The sequence below is a fragment of the Actinoplanes sp. CA-131856 genome (genome assembly GCF_050956135.1).
Classification (GTDB): Bacteria; Actinomycetota; Actinomycetes; order Mycobacteriales; family Micromonosporaceae; genus Actinoplanes.
The window spans coordinates 3,457,249-3,474,732 of sequence record NZ_CP191849.1; the positions used below are offsets into that span (position 1 = coordinate 3,457,249).

At 67.5% G+C, this 17,484-nt stretch carries 10 protein-coding genes; 9 read left to right on the forward strand and 1 reads right to left on the reverse strand.

The genetic code is table 11. The annotated features are described in order from the left end of the window. The first annotated feature begins 3 nt into the window (after positions 1 to 3). From ACQP2X_RS16085 to ACQP2X_RS16100, 4 genes are all read left to right on the forward strand, one after another. On the forward strand, positions 4 to 7,077 hold the full coding sequence (locus tag ACQP2X_RS16085; RefSeq protein WP_498697747.1) for a polymorphic toxin-type HINT domain-containing protein: 7,074 nt from the start codon (positions 4 to 6) through the stop codon (positions 7,075 to 7,077). Continuing rightward, positions 7,074 to 7,484, forward strand: coding sequence for a hypothetical protein (locus ACQP2X_RS16090; RefSeq protein ID WP_498697748.1), 411 nt, complete (start codon positions 7,074 to 7,076; stop codon positions 7,482 to 7,484). The genes ACQP2X_RS16085 and ACQP2X_RS16090 overlap by 4 nt, the downstream gene beginning before the upstream one ends. Before the next feature lie 135 nt (positions 7,485 to 7,619). Further along, on the forward strand, positions 7,620 to 8,264 hold the full coding sequence (locus ACQP2X_RS16095; RefSeq protein WP_498697750.1) for a hypothetical protein: 645 nt from the start codon (positions 7,620 to 7,622) through the stop codon (positions 8,262 to 8,264). After that, on the forward strand, positions 8,212 to 13,623 hold the full coding sequence (locus ACQP2X_RS16100) for a LamG-like jellyroll fold domain-containing protein (RefSeq protein ID WP_498697752.1): 5,412 nt from the start codon (positions 8,212 to 8,214) through the stop codon (positions 13,621 to 13,623). Before ACQP2X_RS16095 ends, ACQP2X_RS16100 begins: the two co-directional genes overlap by 53 nt. A 40-nt stretch (positions 13,624 to 13,663) precedes the next feature. Here the strand turns inward: ACQP2X_RS16100 and ACQP2X_RS16105 are convergent, their stop codons facing one another. Further along, complete coding sequence (locus ACQP2X_RS16105; protein WP_498697753.1) at positions 13,664 to 14,323, reverse strand: DUF3632 domain-containing protein; 660 nt, start codon at positions 14,321 to 14,323, stop codon at positions 13,664 to 13,666. A 34-nt stretch (positions 14,324 to 14,357) separates the two neighbouring features. Here ACQP2X_RS16105 and ACQP2X_RS16110 point away from each other — a divergent pair, with 34 nt between their 5' ends. From ACQP2X_RS16110 to ACQP2X_RS16130, 5 genes are all read left to right on the forward strand, one after another. Beyond that, positions 14,358 to 14,981 carry a hypothetical protein gene (locus ACQP2X_RS16110; RefSeq protein WP_498697754.1) on the forward strand — a complete coding sequence of 208 codons (624 nt, stop codon included), beginning with the start codon at positions 14,358 to 14,360 and terminating at the stop codon, positions 14,979 to 14,981. Positions 14,982 to 15,156: 175 nt separating this feature from the next. Next, positions 15,157 to 15,798, forward strand: a complete 642-nt coding sequence (locus ACQP2X_RS16115; RefSeq protein ID WP_498697756.1) for an enoyl-CoA hydratase/isomerase family protein — start codon at positions 15,157 to 15,159, stop codon at positions 15,796 to 15,798. Between the two features lie 79 nt (positions 15,799 to 15,877). Beyond that, positions 15,878 to 16,150, forward strand: a complete 273-nt coding sequence (locus tag ACQP2X_RS16120) for a hypothetical protein (RefSeq protein WP_498697757.1) — start codon at positions 15,878 to 15,880, stop codon at positions 16,148 to 16,150. Continuing rightward, the gene (locus ACQP2X_RS16125; RefSeq protein WP_498697758.1) at positions 16,147 to 16,620 is read left to right on the forward strand and encodes a hypothetical protein; all 474 of its coding nucleotides are present in this window, start codon (positions 16,147 to 16,149) and stop codon (positions 16,618 to 16,620) included. The genes ACQP2X_RS16120 and ACQP2X_RS16125 overlap by 4 nt, the downstream gene beginning before the upstream one ends. 9 nt (positions 16,621 to 16,629) lie before the next feature. Continuing rightward, positions 16,630 to 17,484, forward strand: coding sequence for an alpha/beta fold hydrolase (locus tag ACQP2X_RS16130; RefSeq protein ID WP_498697760.1), 855 nt, complete (start codon positions 16,630 to 16,632; stop codon positions 17,482 to 17,484).

Genomic DNA, 17,484 nt, shown 5'->3' on the forward strand with positions numbered 1-17,484 from the left:
TCGATGCTGCCCAGAAACAAATGGGCCCCAGGACTGGTGACGCGATGGCGTCGCCTGGCCGTACTGGGCCTGATCGCGGTGGGCGGCCCGGCCCTGATCGGCTTGACGCCGGTCGCGGCGGCCGCGGACCCGAAGAAGCCGGACTTCCCCGAGCCGCAGAAGATCGAGCGGGTCGAGCTGGGCAAGAGCAAGGTCCAGCGGCGCGAGGTCCCGAAGAAGACGTACGCCACGTTCGACGCCTCGGCACATGCCAAGCTCCCGGCCGCCCAGGACACCACGGTCAAGCTGACCGGCCGGTCGAAGGTCCGCGCCGGCTCGTCCCCGATCTCGGTGAGCAGCGCCGCCGCCACCCAGGTCCGGGTGACCACGGCCGACCAGAAGACGGCACAGGCGGCCGGCGTCAACGGCTTGCTGTTCAGCCTGCGCGACGCGGCGGGTCCGGTCGACGTGGACGTCGACCCGTCCACCTTTCGCAACGCCTACGGCGGCAACTTCGCGTCCCGCCTGCGCTTGGTCCAGCTGCCCGCGTGCGCGCTGACCACGCCCCAGCTCGACCAATGCCGCACTCAGACACCACTGCCGGCGACGAAGGCCGGCGCGCTGTCGGCGAAGGTGGCCTCCGGGTCGATGGTGCTGGCCGCGGCGGCCGCCGCCTCCGGCGCGACCGGCGACTACAAGGCGACCGACCTCTCGCCCGGTGGCTCCTGGTCGACCAGTGGCAACACCGGCGCCTTCACCTACAACTATCCGATCGTCGTTCCGGCCGCTCCCGGCGGCGGGGCGCCTGCCCTGGGCCTGTCCTACAGCTCCGGCGGCCTGGATGCCCGGACGTCGGGAACGAACAACCAGTCCTCGGCGATCGGCGACGGGTGGTCGCTGCCGGACAGCTTCGTCGAGCGGACCTACAAGGCGTGCGATGACATCGACGGCTCGGGCGCGCCGGAGAACTCGGGTGACCTGTGCTGGGGTGGGCAGATCCTGACGCTGTCGCTCAACGGCAAGTCGACCGCGATCGTCTACGACGACACGACGCACACCTTCCGTCCCGCCGACGACGCCTCGACCACGAAGATCGAGAGTCTGACCGGGGCGACCAACGGCTCGAAGAACAACGAGTATTTCCGGGTCGTCGAGAACGGCGTGCAGTACTACTTCGGCCTCAACCGCCTGCCGGGCTGGACCGACGGCGCTGAGGAGACCAAGTCGGTCCGCACGGTGCCGGTCTACAAGTCGCACGCCGCGGTGTCGGCTTGCCCGGACGGCGCTTTCGCGGCGACGGCGTGCAAGCTGGGTTACCGGTTCGGCCTGGATTACGTCGTCGATCGCAACGGCAACGCGGTGGCGTACTACTACAACCAGGAGCTGGGCTACTACGGCGCGAACATGAAGGACACCGCGGTGGAGTACGTCCGCGGTGGCGCGCTCAAGCGCATCGATTACGGCTTCCGCGGTACGCCGTACGTGGCGAACCCGCCGGCGCGGATCACGTTCACCAATGACGAGCGCTGTCTGGCCGGCGTTCCGGCCGGGAACACCTGTGACGATTTCACCGTCGCTCATCCCGAGTACTGGCCGGACACTCCGGTCGATTTGAACTGCAGCAGCGGCAAGGACTGCACCACGCACGCGCCCACCTTCTGGTCGCGTCAGCGTACGAAGCGGATCAACACCTATGCGCTGGTCGGCGGCGCGCTGAAGCCGGTCGACCAGTACGACCTGAACCAGACGTTCCCGGCCAACGGCGACGAAGCGCCGACCCTGTGGCTGGAGTCGGTCAAGCACACCGGTCTGGACCGGCTCGGCGGCGCTACGGCCGACGCCGATGGCGGCACGGTCACGTTCTATCCGCGGCAGTTGCGCAACCGGGTCGGCACCCTGCCGGGCCTGGAGGCGATGTGGTTCAACCGGATCGGCACGGTGGTGTCCGAGGCGGGTGCCGAGACGATCGTGGACTACTCGACGCCGAACTGCGCGGGTGTGCCGGCCAGCGATTTGAACGATGACAAGGACACGGCGGCGCAGGCGTTCGCGTCGACGAACAAGACCGGCTGCTTCCCCGTCTATTGGACGCCCGAGGCACAGCCGCGCCCGTTGATCGACTGGTTCTACACGCACCCGGTCACCCGGATCACCACGATCGACAACTACAACCACTACCAGGACGGCAGCCAGCCCAAGACCGTCACCGAGTACGCCTACAAGGGCGACCCGGGCTGGCGCTACGACGACAACGAGGTGGTGAAGAAGGAGAACCGCACCTGGGGCCAGTTCCGCGGCTACGAAGAGGTCGACGTCACCACCGGTGACACCTCCGTCTTCCACTACACCAACAAGAACCAGGTCCACGACCAGAAGACACTGACCAAGACGTTCTACTTCCTGGGGATGAACGGCGACATCCTGCCGGGCAACAAGACCCGTCCGGCCAGGTCGTGGACCAGCACCGACGGCTCGGTGACGGTGGCTGACTCGCCGGAGTTCGCCGGTCAGGTCTTCGAGACGGTGTCCTACCTCAACGGCGCCCCGAACGCGACGACGATCACGGTTCCGAAGGTCATCGGCCCGACCGCGTCCCGGGCCCGCACCGGTCTGCCGGCGCTCGAGGCGAACATGGTGGTCACCGCCCAGTCGTTCGCCCGGCAAAAGGTGTCGTACGGGTGGCGTACCAGCGAGACCCGTACGTTCTACAACACGACGCTGGGTCAGAGCACGACCGGCATGCCGGTGCAGAACGACGACCGCGGTGAGGTCGGCGCGGCCGGCAACGTCACGCGGTGCGCGTTCACCCGCTACGTCGAGGGCGCGGTCACGCTGGTTGGTGGCGGTACGGCCCCGTTCGTCCTGCCGGCCGAGGTCATCACCACCAACCAGGACTGCTCGGCCGCCGGCGCGACACCGTCCGGGACGCTGATCTCGAACACGAGAACGTCGTACGACGGCAAGGCCTTCTCCTTCATCGGCGACGGGCAGAGCAGCCCGCAGAAGCCCACCGCCGGCAACCCCACCCTGATGCAGACGGCCGCGACGGCCAGCGGGGTGACCGTCAGCAAGTGGCTGGACGCCACCGCCACCACCTATGACATCCACGGCCGGGCCCGGAGCGTGACCCGGACCCCCAACTCGACCGGTCTGGCTCAGAAGACTTACACCAGATATTCGCCGGACACCGGCGTGCTACCCACTACGGTCACGACCGTCGCCCAGGTCACCTCGGGGGTCGACTGCTCAGCGGTCACCGTGTCGAGCAAGGACTGCCAGCTTTCTTCTAAGACTCTGGACGCCGTACGGCAGCTCGCGGTCGCCGAGACCGACGTGGCTGGCGATGTGACCACGCTCGACCTCGACGCGCTCGGCCGGCTTACCAGCGTCTGGCTTCCGAACAAGAGCGAGGCTGCCGGCGCGCCGGCAAATATGACATACCAGTACGCGGTCCGCTCGACCGCGCCGAGCGTCGTGACGGCCCGGACCCTCAACGACAGCGACCAGGCGGGTGCCGCACCGACTTACACGGTCAACAAGGTGCTGTACGACGCGATGCTGCGCCCGCTGGAGTCGCAGACAACCGGTGAGAACGGCAGCACGGTCGTCTCCGACACCCAGTACGACTCGCACGGCCGGACGGTCATCACCAACAACGCGTACGCCGTCTCGGGCAACCCGTCCGACAGCCTGGTCTCCGATCGCCTGTCGCAGGTGTCGATCCCGTCGACCACGGTCACCGACCACGACGGGATGGGCCGTGCCACGCAGGTCACGGCCGAGCACAACGGCGTCGAAACGTGGCACACGCGCAGCGCGTACGCCGGCGACAAGGTCACCACAATCCCGCCGACCGGCGGCATCGCCACGACCAGCTTTGCCAACGCCCGCGGTCAGCTCACCGAGCTTCAGCAGCACACGACGGCGCCTACGTTGTCGGGCAGCGTCACCGGTGGATTCACTGCGAGCGGCGGCACGGCCAACAGCACCACGTACGGATACACCGCCTCGGGACAGCAGGCCACCGTCACCGGCCCCGACAAGGCGGTCTGGACCTACACCTACGATCTGCTCGGTCGGCAGACCAGGCTGGTCGACCCCGACACCGGCATCAACGCCGCCACGTACGACGACGCCGGCAACCTGACGGGCACCAAGGACGCGCGCGGTATCGAGCTCAACTACACCTACGACCTGCTGGGCCGCAAACTCACGGCGACCGACAAGAACAAGAGCAACTTCAAGTTCGCTTCCTGGGCGTACGACACCCTCAGGATCGGCAAGCCCACCTCGTCCACCCGCTACGTGCAGGACGTCGTGGGCGGTTACACCGTCGAGGTCACCGGTTACTCGACGCTGGGCAACCCGCTGGGCCAGACCATCACCCTGCCGTCGGAGGAGAAGCCCCTCCCGACCTCCTACACGACGAGTTTCGCCTACACCCCGAACAACGAGCTCCTGGCGCAGCAGACCGACCCCGCCGTCGGCGGGCTGCCCGCCGAGACGATCAGCTACAGCCACAACCTGCTCGGGGCGCCGACCAAGACGACCGGTATCGGGTCGTACATCGCCGGCACGGTTTACACCGACTTCGGTCAGCCCAGCAAGGTGACTCTCGGGCCGTCCAGCAATCAGGCCGAAGTTCTGTACAGCTATGACGAGTACACGCTGCGGCGTATCGGCCGGCAGGTCTCCCGGGTGCAGGGCATCGGGCCTCTGGTCGACGAGACCAACTACAGCTACGACGACGCCGGCAACCCGCTGTCGGTGACGAACAAGCAGTCCGAGAACGGCAACATCGTCACTGACACCCAGTGCTACCGCTACGACAGCCTGGCCCGGTTGGCCGACGCCTGGACCGCGGCGGGCGCCTGCCCGGCTGAGTCGGTGCTGAAGCCGGCGGCGGGCTCGGTGGCGACCGGAGCCGGCTCGTACTGGCAGTCGTTCACCTACGACGCGATCGGCAGCCGTACCCAGCTGGTCGATCACGCCTCCGGCAGCGGAACGACCGACGTAACCACGAAGTACACGCTCGGCTGTACCGCGAATTGCAACCGCACCGGCACCCAACCGCACACGCTCACAGCCACGAGCCTGAACGCCGACCCGACGACCTTCGTCTATGACGTGGCCGGCAACATGCTCAGCCGGACCGCGGCGAGCGGCAAGAACCAGACGCTCAAGTGGGACGACGAAGGCCGTCTGGCCGAGATCACGACCAAAACGGGCACGACGAAGTACGTCTATGACGCTGACGGCAACCAGCTGATCCGCCGTGACCCGGGCCGAACGAGCCTGTTCGCCGGAGACACCGAAGTCGTCGTCAACACCGCTGTCACACCGGCGGTCTCGCTCGGCGCGGTCCGCACGTACAGCCATGGTGGTGGCGGTGGCGCGGTGGCCATTCGCTCCACGCTGCCCGGCGGCGGCACCCATTACATGATCAGCGACGCGCACGACAGCGCCACGCTCTCCATGGACACCACCACCCAGGAGATCTCCCGCCAGCAGTTCAAGCCATATGGCGAGGACCGGGCGAACGCCAACACCACGGGCTGGCCCGACCTGACGCGTGGCTACCTCGGTGCTCCGAAAAGCCTGGACACGGGCTACACCGACACAGGTGCGCGCAAGTACGACCCGGTGCTGGGCCGCTTCATCAGCCCTGACCCGTTGTTGGTCACTACGGACCCGAGCCAGCTGGGCGGCTACACGTACGCCGGAGACAACCCGATCTCCAATGCGGATCCGTCCGGCTTGATCGCGAAGGACCCCGCACAAAGCTGCGGTCAATGCGTGATCGACAGCGGAGGTACACAGGAACTGAACACCGTCTCCGTCAAGGGCGACGGCAACAAGGGTGGCGAAGTAGGTGGCGTCAAGGTAACCGGTGTGATGGTGAAGAATGACATCTTCACCTTCGCCTTGAAGGTTGACTGGTCGACGAAACACTTCATTCACGACCTCGGCGAAGAGCAATGGGAAGCCATCGACGACGACGTCAAGCTTCTCATGATGATGGACTACGCCTGCCAAGGCGGAGACGGCCAGGGATCTGTGTGCTCGAGTGTCTGGGCAGCCGACGTTCACAGTGCTCTCGGCGAAGCGCACGGTTTTACGAATCCCGGCGGCCTGACCACGGTCGAAATCGCCGAGAACATGACGAACGAATTCGGCGGGGGCGGTAGGTCAGCCCTCGTCTCCGAAGGAAAAATCTTCAACCAGGCAACGAAGGTTTCCGCCGATCAGGCCTACAGCGATCTGGCCAGCCTGACGAAACGCTCCGGTAAATCGTGCCTCAACAGTTTTTCCCCGGAGACCTTGGTGCTCATGGCAGACGGCTCAACGAAGCCGATCGCCGAGATTCGCGAGGGTGACAAGGTTCTAGCTACCGACCCGATCGCAGGCGAAACTGCCGATCAAGAGGTAACGGAACTCCATGTCAATTCGGACACTGAGCTTGCCGACCTGACTATCCAACTTCCTGATGGTCGAAGTGAGGTTCTTCATACCACGAAGGAGCATCTCTTCTGGAGCGCCGAAAGCGGGCGTTGGGTTAGTGCGGGTGATTTGGAGCCCGGCACACATTTGGCGACACTCGCTCCGTTTGCGCCGCCTGAGGTAGCTGCAGTGCGGGTCTTCTCGGGCCGGCGCGTCATGCACAACCTCACCGTCGCCTACGCACACACCTTCTATGTGCTTGTGGACAACGCTCCAGCCCTGGTGCATAACTGCGGAGGTGAGATCAAGCCCTTCCTTGATCGGCATGGGAACCTCACGGACGGTACGTATACTGTCAGTGACGCGGCGATGGCGCCTCACACTACAGGTTCATTTGCCGGAAAGGTGCTACCTGACGGGACAACGATGCCGGCAGGCAAGAGTCAATTCTTGTTCAGCGTCGACGCGTCGGCTGAGACTCTTAAGGCTGCTCGCTTCGCTGACGAAAACAACCTCTGGGTTCAAAATAAGGCGAAGGTATTCGTTCGAAACGGCCCCGTAGGCGTGATTGGCAGAACTGGCGAATTGACGAGCTGGCTGACAGTTACCAAGACCGGTCGCACGGTCCACGCGTGGCCTGCGGGAGCCCCGCGATGAAGACTCGCTCAATAGACCCCGAACTCTCCGTGGCGTCGGCTTCTGAGTGGCGAGAAGCGGACGCCTATCGGCAAGCCTCCGCGATAGCCGCGAATTTTCCTGGTGTGAATATTTCCTGGGACCAGGGTGACGAGGACTGGATCCAGATCATCGGCGAAGAAGTGCTGGGCTACGTTCACACGAAACGACCCTTGGTCATGCTGCTGGCTGAATTCTCGGATCAGGCTCAAGTGACTGTCGAGGGCCAGGTAGTCGTGCTGGCGGTAAATGCATGGACTGAGCGGTATCTGCGTGCCGACGTAGAGATCCTGCGTCAAGCATTTCCGGGGTATCTGCTGCCGGACGCGCTTCCTGGTCGAAGTGTTGACGCGTTTTCGGCCGAGGAACTGTGGTTTGCCACAGATTGATGAATTCTGGGCGATGCCTGCGAACGTCTGAATTCACCAGCGACTCGCAATGACTATTTATGAGCTTTATCGGCGAAGAAATTTGTGATCGGGCTTGCGTTCCCTCCCCGGCGTGCGAAGAAAGGCTTAACCATAATGTCCTCACGCTTGTTGCGTGGGCATGCGCTCTCTGCCACCTCGGCGGTGGCTGCGCTGTTCACTATTGGTGCGATAGGGGTGTCTGCGCCCGCCCAGGCGCTCACCCCCGCCCCCGCAACTCCCACCCCGTCGTCAGCCGCTGAGCAGTCGGCTGCTGATAAGAAAGCAGCCGATCCCGTTGCGGCCGCTGTCGACGAAGCTCGTAAGACCGGTGAGCCGGTTCCGGTTCCCTCGCTGACCGATGGGTCGTCGACCACCTCGGCTCAGCCTGATGGGAAGCTCACCACCACCTACACCTCCAGCCCTCAGCGCGTGAAGCAGAACGGGCAGTGGGTTCCCATCGACACCACGCTTGTTCAGCGGGGTGATGGCACCTTTGCTCCCAAGGCCGCCCAGTCCGATGTGGTCTTCGGGGCCGGCGGCAGCACCTCTCTGGTGTCGCTCAAGGACGGCCAGGCGTCGCTCGCCTTCACCTGGCCCAGCAAGCTGCCCAAGCCCACCGTTGCCGGGGACACCGCCACCTATCCGAACGTCTATCCCGACGTCGACCTCCAGGTCACGGCTGACGCCACCGGCTACTCGTCGATGCTTGTCGTCAAGAACGCCAAGGCCGCCGCCAACCCCCGCGCTTCAGAAGATTGACTTCGGGCTCGCCGGCAAGGGTGTCAAGATCTCGTCCACGCGGAACGGCGGTGCGGAGGCCGTCGACACCAAGACCGGCGAGACCGTCTTCCACGCGGACACCGCCCTCATGTGGGACAGCAGCACGCCGGCACCCGAGCCGTCCGCGACCGTGAAGAAGAAGAGCGACAGCGTCGAGCGCCCCGGGCCCAACCAGCTCGGCGGGCGCCGGGCCAAGATCAAGGTCGGTGTCGGTGGGGGCAAGCAGAGCCTCACGCCCGACCGTGCTCTTCTCACCGCCAAGACCACCAAGTTCCCCGTCTTCATCGACCCCGTCTGGCAGGGCAACCCCACCCAGCACCAGTGGGCTCGCATCTCCAGCAACGGCTGGGACGTCTACAACTCGACCTCCAAGACCGGCGCCACCAGCGCCCGCATCGGCTACGACGACTGGGCCGGCGGCGCGGGGGAGCGGGCCCGCACCTACTACCAAATGAACACCGCTGGTGTCGCCGGCGCTGAGGTCTCCAGCGCCACCCTCTATGTCACGCACCGGTGGGCCGCCTCCTGCTACAAGACCAATGCCGTGGTCTACGGCACCGCCGCCCCCAGCGCCTACAGCGCTTCCGCCCTGCGCTGGGGCAAGGAACCGGCCAAGACCACCGGTGTCCTGTCGACGGTTGCCGGCTTCGAGGACGACTGCGGCACCAAGGACGTCCGCGTTTCCCCGGCCAAGCTGAACTTCAACGTCACCAGCTACATCAAGACGATCGCCAAGAACCGGGCCTCACGGGCGAACTTCCTGGTGCAGGCGGCCAACATGGACGACAAGTACGCCTGGAAGCAGCTCGGCTACGGCGGCGGCGCCAGCCTCTCGGTCACCTACAGCTACCGGCCCACACTGCTCAACGGCGACGGCGACCCGACGATCAACCCGGCCATCTGGGACATGTCCAAGTGGATGACCACGACCCACACGCCGACGTTGGCCGCCAAGGGCACCAACGGCGTGCACAACGGCCATGCCGAGAATGTCGCGATGATCTACGAGATCTACCGCGGCAGCACCCGGATCGCCCGGGCGACGACGGCGAAAAGCAAGTACGGCACCGCTTGGACCATCCCCACGTTGCAGGACGGCGAATACCTCTGGTGGGCCACCGTCATCAACGAGAGCGGCCTGACCGCTTCCAGCTGGACGCCGTGGCAGAAGTTCACCATCGACACGACGGCGCCCCTGGCCCCCAAGGTGCACTCCACGCAGTTCCCGCCCAAGCAGCTGGGCGGCGCGCTCAGCGACAAGGGCACCTTCGTCATCAGCCCGACCCGGGTCGCCGGGAAGCCGGAGAACATCACGGGTTTCCTGTTCTCCCTCGACGGTGATCTGGCCAACGTCACCTACGGCGGGGTCAAGAACACGCTGACCAACTGGAGCACCAGCGTCACGACCCCCGTGCCGGGCCGGATCTACTACGCCAAGTCGGACAACGGGAACGGCACCGGGACCGCGGTCCTCAACGGCAGCGCCGGTCCGCAGTTCACCCCGGGCACGGCCGGCGCGCACAAGTTGACCGTCAAGGCGGTCGACCAGGCCGGTTCGACGTCGCCACAGACCACCTACATCTTCTACGCCGGCCGCAGCACGCCCACCTTCGCCACGGGCACCAAGCTGCTCAACGGGTGGACGGCGACCAACACCGACGGCACGACCACTGTCGTACCGAAATACTCGGCGACCACCACCGGCCGGGTGATCACTCAGGCCGGTGGCGTCAACGGCCTCTACTACGCCGACGGCTACCAGGCGGTGCTGGCCAACGGCACGGCCAACGTGTCCAAGAATGACAGCGTCACCTACTCGTTCAACGTGCCTTCCCCGGGACTCTGGGAGATCGGTGTCAACATCACAGCCGGCACCGCCAACGGCGTCTACCGGCTCGTCTTCGACAAGGGACTCCCGACGGAGACGGTCCTTCACGAGGCGTACGACTCCTACTCGGCCGTGCCGGAGACCCGGTACATCAACTTCGACGTCATCGGGAAGAAGCAGGGCAAGCCGCTCGATCTGGCGCAGGGTGTGCACACTCTGACGTTCACGATGATCAACAAGAACGCGGCATCGGCGGGTTATCAGTCGGGCATCGACGTCGTGCGGCTGGCGCCCGTGCTGACATGCCCGATCAACAACCCGACGGCTTGCTACAACAACACCGCCATCAGCACGTTCACGGCGGGCACGCCGTCGAAGGTCACGATCGCCGACGCTGACGGGGCCGGCTCGAGCTTCGAGGCCACCGACCTGAAGGCGTCCGGCTGGAACCCGGGCGGCACCGTCACCGTGAACGGCGCGGCGATCAAGTTGCCGAACGCGTTCGGCAACGGCGTCAGCGACAACATGCTCGCCTCGGCGCAGATCGTCACCGTCCCGGCCAGCGGGGTGGTCAACAAGGGCAGCGCCGTGGTCTTCACCGGCTTCACGACCTACGGACCGGCCAAGGGCGCCACCGGGACCATCACGTACGCCGATGGCAGCTGCACGAAGAGCCAGGACTACACCCTGGACTCGCTGCCCGACTGGACCAAGGTTCCGGCCGGCGACGCCGTTCTCGGCTTCGCCAAGAAGAACCACAGCGGCGGCCAGCAGGTACCCCTGGCGATCAACACGTTCAGCGCCAGCGTGCCGCTGCAATGCCCCGGTGCCGTCGTGGAGAGCATCACGCTGCCCCTGGTCTCCACCGTCCCGCAGGTCAACACGCCGACGCTGCACTTCCTGGGGCTGGGCATCCGGCCGCTGTCGGGCACCGAGTCGGTCCGGTGGACCGGCAGCTGGTCCACCGCGCAGGACGTGGCGGCGGTGCCGCTCAACACCGGCGCCAACGCCACGCTCAACGGCCAGACCGTCCGCATCCCGGTGCGGCTGACTCTGGCCACCGGCGGCGACACCCACAAGGTTCGCGTACGTCTGTCGAACGGCACCGGGAAGACCCCGGTCACCTTCGGCGCGGCCTCGTTCGCCTTGCAGGACAGTGCCGGGGGAGCGGCCGCCACGGCCACCCCGGTGGCGCTGACCTTCGGCGGGGCGGCCAGTGTGACCGTGCCGGCCGGGGCCGACGTGGTCAGCGATCCGATCGCGATGACCGTGCCCGAGCTGACCACGGCGCTGGTCAGTCTCAAGGTGAACGGCTCTCTCACCGCGCTGGCCGGGCACCGTGACGGCAAGACACCCATCTACACCAGTGCCTCCGACAGCGCCGATCACACGAGGGAGCAGGCGGCGACCGGTTATACGAAGTCGGCCTTCTACGGTCTGCCGTTCCTGTCCGGCGTCGACGTCACCACCTCGGCCACCAAGCCCGCCGGCTCGCTCGTGCTCTACGGCGACCAGACGGTGAACGCCGACAACGCGGCCGTCGACACGGTCAGCCAACTCGACAGCCGGCTCGCCGGCAAGCTGGCCGAGGCGCCCGACGGTGACCGGCTCGTGCCGTTCGGCGTTCTCAACCAGGGCACCGGCAGTTCGGGCAACCGGGCCGTGCTGCCCGAGTCCACCGTGCGGGTGGCGAAGAACGCCAACGGCCTGGTGGACCGCCGGATCCTCAACCAGACCGGCGTCCGCACGGTGCTGATCTCCTCCGGATCGAGCAACCTGCTCGCCTGCACGGGCACCGCCGACGCGTGCGCCACGCAGGTGAAGGACAAGCTCGTCGCACTGGCCACCCAGCTCCGTGAGTACCAGTCCGACGACGTCCAGGTGCTTCCGGCCAAGGCCGGCAAGCTCAAGGTGTACGTCGCCACGCTGCCACCGTTCGCGGTGACCCACACGGCGGCTCAGGAGACGGCCCGGGACCTGGTCAACCAGTTCATCCTCGGCCCCGACGGGCGGGCGCCGCTGGACAACTTCGCCGACGGGGTGATCGACTTCGCGTCCGCCGTCTCCACCGAGAGCTCCGCGACGTCGGACACCGTGCTCGACGACTACCTCACCAGCGGGGCGCCGAACACCCTGTACTACGACGCCCTGGCCCAGCAGTACGTGGACGACGCGGATCCGGGCGACCGGATCGACGACTCGCAGACCGGCGGCACCGAGCCGGGCGCCGAGCCGATCGGCGTGTGGCGCCTCGACGAGGGCGGCGGCGAGTGGGGCCGCGACGTCGGCTGGGGCACCGGCCCCGACCGCGAGACGCACGACGCCTGGCTCAGTGAGGTGGGCTGGGGACCGAGCCGGACTCTCGGCAAGGTCGCGGCGACGTTCAACGGCACCAGCAGCTACGGCCAGACCGACCTGAAGCCGAACGTCACCAAGAGCTTCACGGTGTCGGCCTGGGTGCGGCTGACCGACAAGTCGCAGGATCGTACGGTGTTCGCCCGCAACGCCGCGGGCTATGCGCCGCTGTCGCTGTTCTACCAGCAGTCGACCGACCGATGGCTGGCGCAGATGCCGTCCGCCCCGGCCGGTGACAACGTGGTCTGGAACGACGCTCTGTCGATCAACACCGCTCAGGAGGACGTCTGGACCCACCTGGCCGCCGTCTACGACGCGGACCTCGGCTCCCTGACCCTGTACGTCAACGGGGTGGCGGAGACCTCGGTCGAGGAGGTGACGCCGTTCAACGACCCGGACGGGGCCACCTGGATCGGCCGGGGTGGCAGCACCTTCTTCGCCGGCGACATCTCCGACGTGCGGGTCTGGGCGCGGACGACCGATCCGGCCGAGATGGAGGGGCTGGCCGCGGCCGTGCCGATCAGCGACTGGGAGTTCGAGAACACGACGCCTACCACGGTGGTCGACGACACCGGCCTGGGACACGACGGAACGTTGCCGGCGAACCAGGTCTGGGCCGCCGGGCACAACGACAACGACTGGTCGTCGCTGACTCTCAACGGCACCAGCGAGGCCGTCACGTCACCCGCCCTGCTCCGCACCGATCAGTCGTTCTCGGTCGCCGGCTGGGCCCGCTTGACCAAGTCGGACGCCGATTACACCCTGATCGGCCAGGACGGAAGCCAGACGAGCCGGTTCAAGCTCCAGTACGCCCACGACTGCACCTGCTGGCGTTTCGCCACCGCCGGCACGGACACGGCCGCCCCGACCGTGACCGAGGCCGACGGACCGGCCGGCGCCGCCGTGGACACCTGGACGCATCTGGCCGGTGTCTACGACGCGGCGGCCGGTGAGGTGCGCCTCTACATCAACGGCGAACTGGCGGACACCACCGCGGTCACCGCCACCGCCTGGCACGCGACCGGCAGCTTCACCGCCGGCCGTGGGCTCGCCGCGGGCCAGCCCGCCAACTGGTTCCCCGGCGACATCGACGCGGTCCGCACCTATCAGGGCGCGATCACCGCCGACCTGGTGACCGACCTGTTCAACTCGTAACACCGTTGGGGGTGGCGCCCGGATCTCCGGGCGCCACCCGTCAGCGTGTGCCGCCGGACACGATGGCCCGGTCGTAGCGCTTCATCAGCTTCAGGCCGTCGCGGGCGGCGTGGTCACCCTGGTCGGCCAGGGCCTCCAAGCGGCGGCGCCAGCCGATCCACCGGGGAACGCTGAAGCCGTTGCCGGAGGCGTCGCCGAGGCGGCCCGCGTAGGTGCGGTTGTGCGTGGTGGCGTCGACCAGCTGCGGCCCGGCGTGACGGAACCAGGCGACGGCGGCCGGCACGTGCAGCGCCGGGTCGGCCGGGGTCTCCAGGGCGGTTCTGATCGTCCACAGGCCCTGCAACAGAAAGTCCATGACGCCCGGGGTGAGCCGGGCCGCGAAAGCGTTCAGGGCGGGCCAGGTGGGACCGGGCTGGTCCCAAACCTCTCGCATCGACGCGCCGAAAACGGGCAGGTCGGCGAATACGCGCAGGCCCCACACCCGCCAATCGTCCGGCGCCGGATGGTTCTTCACGCCGGCGACCAGAGGCACGAGCCCTTCATCGGCCCGGGCGACCACCTCACCCCAGGCCGCCCACAGGATGCCCTCGACCTCGTCCGGCTCGTCCCGGCATGCCTCGGCGACCGGCGCCACGAACGCGGCGACGTCGCCACGCGACACCACCGCCGGGTAGTAAGCGAGCGCCTCCTCGTAGTTCATGCGGTCGATTCTTTCCCGCGTTAGCGTGCCGCGCGTGGACGGATACTGCGAAAGGCTCGGCCCGGGACTGCTGGCCGAGCCCCTCAACGCCGTCTCCAACGCGGCCTTCCTGCTGGCTGCGGCCTATCTGCTCGCCCGGCGCCCGCGGTCGCTGACGTTGCCGATCCTGCTCGGCGTGGTCGGGTTGTGCAGCCTCGCCTTCCACACGTTCGCCACCCGCGCGACGGCCGCTCTCGACACTCTTTCGATCCTCGTGTACGTGCTGACCGGCGTGATCCTTCTGACCAGGTACGGGCTCGGGGTGCGGCCCGGCCGGGCCTGGTTGGCCGCTCCGGCCTTCGTGGTCTTCGCGATCGCGGTGGACGTGGTGCTGCGCGGGGCGCTCGGCGGCTACCTGCCGGCGCTGCTGGCGCTGGCCGGCTTCGCGCTGGTCCTGCGCGACCGGCTGCTGGGCGCGGCGGCGGCCGTGTTCGCGGTGTCGTTGACGTTGCGCACGCTCGACGAGCCACTCTGCGGCAGCCTGCCCCTCGGCACGCACTGGATCTGGCACTGCCTCAACGCCGTGGTGCTCCTGCTCGTGGCCCGCGGCGTCGACCGGTACGAACCGTCGCGCGCCGCTGCCCCTGGGGGCGGACCTTCACCCCGTACGGTGAAATAAGGTCCGGCCTCGATGTTTGCTGCTGGAATGAGCACACTGAACGTCCAGGTGGTGGACGACCGCCACTGGCGGGTCGTCGTCGACAATCCGCCGACCAACCTCGTCACCCCCGACTTCGTCCGGGATCTGCACGCTGCCGGTCGAGAGGATCGTCGCGGCGCCGGAGCTCAAGGTCGTGGTGTTCGAGAGCGCGAACGACCTGTTCTGGGTCAACCACTTCGACCTCGCGCAGATCAAGGACTTCCCGCCGCTGTGGACCGACGCGGTCATCAAGCTGAGCACGGCACCGGTCGTGTCGATCGCGAAGATCCGCGGGCGGGCCCGGGGTGGCGGCGACGAGCTGTTGCTGGCCTGCGACATCCGCTACGCGAGCCTGGAGAAGGCGATCGTCGGGCAGATCGAGGTCGGCACCGGCATCCTGCCCGGCGGCGGCGCGACCGAGCGGCTGCCCCGCCTGATCGGGCGCGACCGGGCGCTGGAGGCCATCCTGTCGGCCGACGACTACCCGGCCGAGCTGGCCGAACGGTACGGCTGGGTGACCCGGGCCGTGCCGGACGCCGAGCTCGACGGGGTGGTCGACGCCCTGGTCAACCGCCTGGCCGGCTTCGACAAGCAGGCCCTGGCGGCGGCCAAGCAGCAGATCAACCGGGCCACCCTGCCGCCGGCCGGGGATCTGCACGCGGCGTACCAGGAATTCCTGGCCTCGCTGGCCTACCCGGGCTTCCCGAAGCGGCTGGCCGGGCTGCGCGAGCTCTACCTCAAGCACGGCACCGAGCTCGAGGTCGACCTGGGCCCACTACTTGGCGACATCGCGTAGCGCCTCCCTAGTCTGTGCAAAAGCGTTGCTCGCCGGTGGCTGTCCGGTCCGGTTGCCGTTGCTGGACAACCTTCCCACCATGCCGCCCGATGTCATGGCCGAGGTGGAGAAGGCTTTCTCGCTGTGGCTGAACGTCGAACATCTCATCGCCGTGCTGAGCGGCGACGACGAGGGTGCGACGAGGCTGACGGAATGGTTCGTCCGGGACCTCGAGCGCGTGGGCGGGAGCCGGCTGCCGTTGCTCGGCCTGCGGGAAACCTTCGCGCTGGTCCAGGAAACTCTCGGAGCCGGGACGGCCGGGGGCCCGGTCAGCGACGCCGACCGGCGGACGGAACGGCTCGTGGCCGGTTGAGCATCCTCGGCGGCGACCATCAATGGAGTGTCGCGGCCCTCCTCGAATCCGCCGCCACGGCGGCCGAGTTGTGGCGGTCGGGACTCGACTTCGCGGCCTTCGAAGCCTGGGCCGGCGCCGCGGTTCCGCCGCGACTGCGCCACTACCGGGAACCGCTCGCCGGCGCGATGGGCACGATCCGGGCCCGGGACGTGGACTCCTTTCTGCTGAGCTACATGGCGATCTGCGACGCCGCTCTGTGCGCGCCCCTGCTGCCGCAGCACGCGCGACTGCGCTCGGCGAAGCCCGGATTCGACCAGCTGATGCCGTCAGTGCGGTTCGGGCGGCTCCTGGGCGCCGCCACCCAAGTGGCGCCGATGACGGATTTCCCGAGCTGCGGTGCGTGCCGTGAGTCCGCGCGGGCGACCGGAACAGCCCTTTCGGTCACGGGTCGCCGTCCGGGGCGGCCGGGGGCGTGGTGGCGTGGCTGAACTGGAGGCATGCCTGACACCACTCATCAGACCGCGCCGACCCGGTTCGCCGAGGCCGGCGGTGTCTCGTACGCCTACCGTCGTTTCGGATCGGGCGGCGATGTTCCCCTCGTGCTGCTCCAGCACTTCCGCGGCAACCTCGACAACTGGGACCCGGCCCTGACCGACGGCCTTGCCGCCGACCGTGAGGTCATCCTTGTCGACTACGCCGGCGTGGGCTCCTCCACCGGTGAGCCGGCCTCGTCGGTGGCCGCGAGCGCCCGCCACATCATCGCCTTCACCGGGGCGCTCGGTCTCGACCGGATCGACCTGCTCGGCTTCTCCCTCGGTGGCTTCGTCGCCCAGGAGATCGCCCTCGTCCGGCCCGGGCTGATCCGCAAGCTGGTGCTCGCCGGCACCGGCCCCAAGGGCGCGCCCGGCATGCACGCGTGGCGCGCCGACATCGCGTCGCACGCGCGGGCCGAGGTGAACAACGCCGAGGATCTGCTCTACATCTTCTTCGCGCACACCGAGACCAGCCAGGCGCTCGGCAAGCAGTTCCTGGGCCGCATCTTCGCCCGCACCGAGAACCGCGACGAGCCGATCACCGTGGCCGTCCGCGACGCCCAGTTCGACGCCATCATCGAGTGGGGCATCCCCGACCACTCCGCGCTCCAGCGGCTCACCGGCATCACCGCGCCCACGCTGATCCTCCAGGGCGACGACGACCTGATGATCCCCACCAAGGGCAGCCACACCATGGCCGGGCTCATCCCGGACGCGCGGCTGCGCATCTACCCGGACGCCGCGCACGCCTCGCTCTTCCAGTACGCGGCCGACGCGGCCAAGGACATCAACGAGTTCCTCTCCGAAGGAGACAAGTGA

Bases quoted from the DNA above. Each gene is read 5' to 3' on its own strand.
- ACQP2X_RS16120 (WP_498697757.1), top strand. From the start codon at position 15,878: ATGCCGCCCGATGTCATGGCCGAGGTGGAGAAGGCTTTCTCGCTGTGG.
- ACQP2X_RS16085 (WP_498697747.1), top strand. From the start codon at position 4: ATGCTGCCCAGAAACAAATGGGCCCCAGGACTGGTGACGCGATGGCGT.
- ACQP2X_RS16105 (WP_498697753.1), bottom strand. From the start codon at position 14,323: ATGAACTACGAGGAGGCGCTCGCTTACTACCCGGCGGTGGTGTCGCGT.
- ACQP2X_RS16095 (WP_498697750.1), top strand. From the start codon at position 7,620: ATGTCCTCACGCTTGTTGCGTGGGCATGCGCTCTCTGCCACCTCGGCG.
- ACQP2X_RS16130 (WP_498697760.1), top strand. From the start codon at position 16,630: ATGCCTGACACCACTCATCAGACCGCGCCGACCCGGTTCGCCGAGGCC.
- ACQP2X_RS16090 (WP_498697748.1), top strand. From the start codon at position 7,074: ATGAAGACTCGCTCAATAGACCCCGAACTCTCCGTGGCGTCGGCTTCT.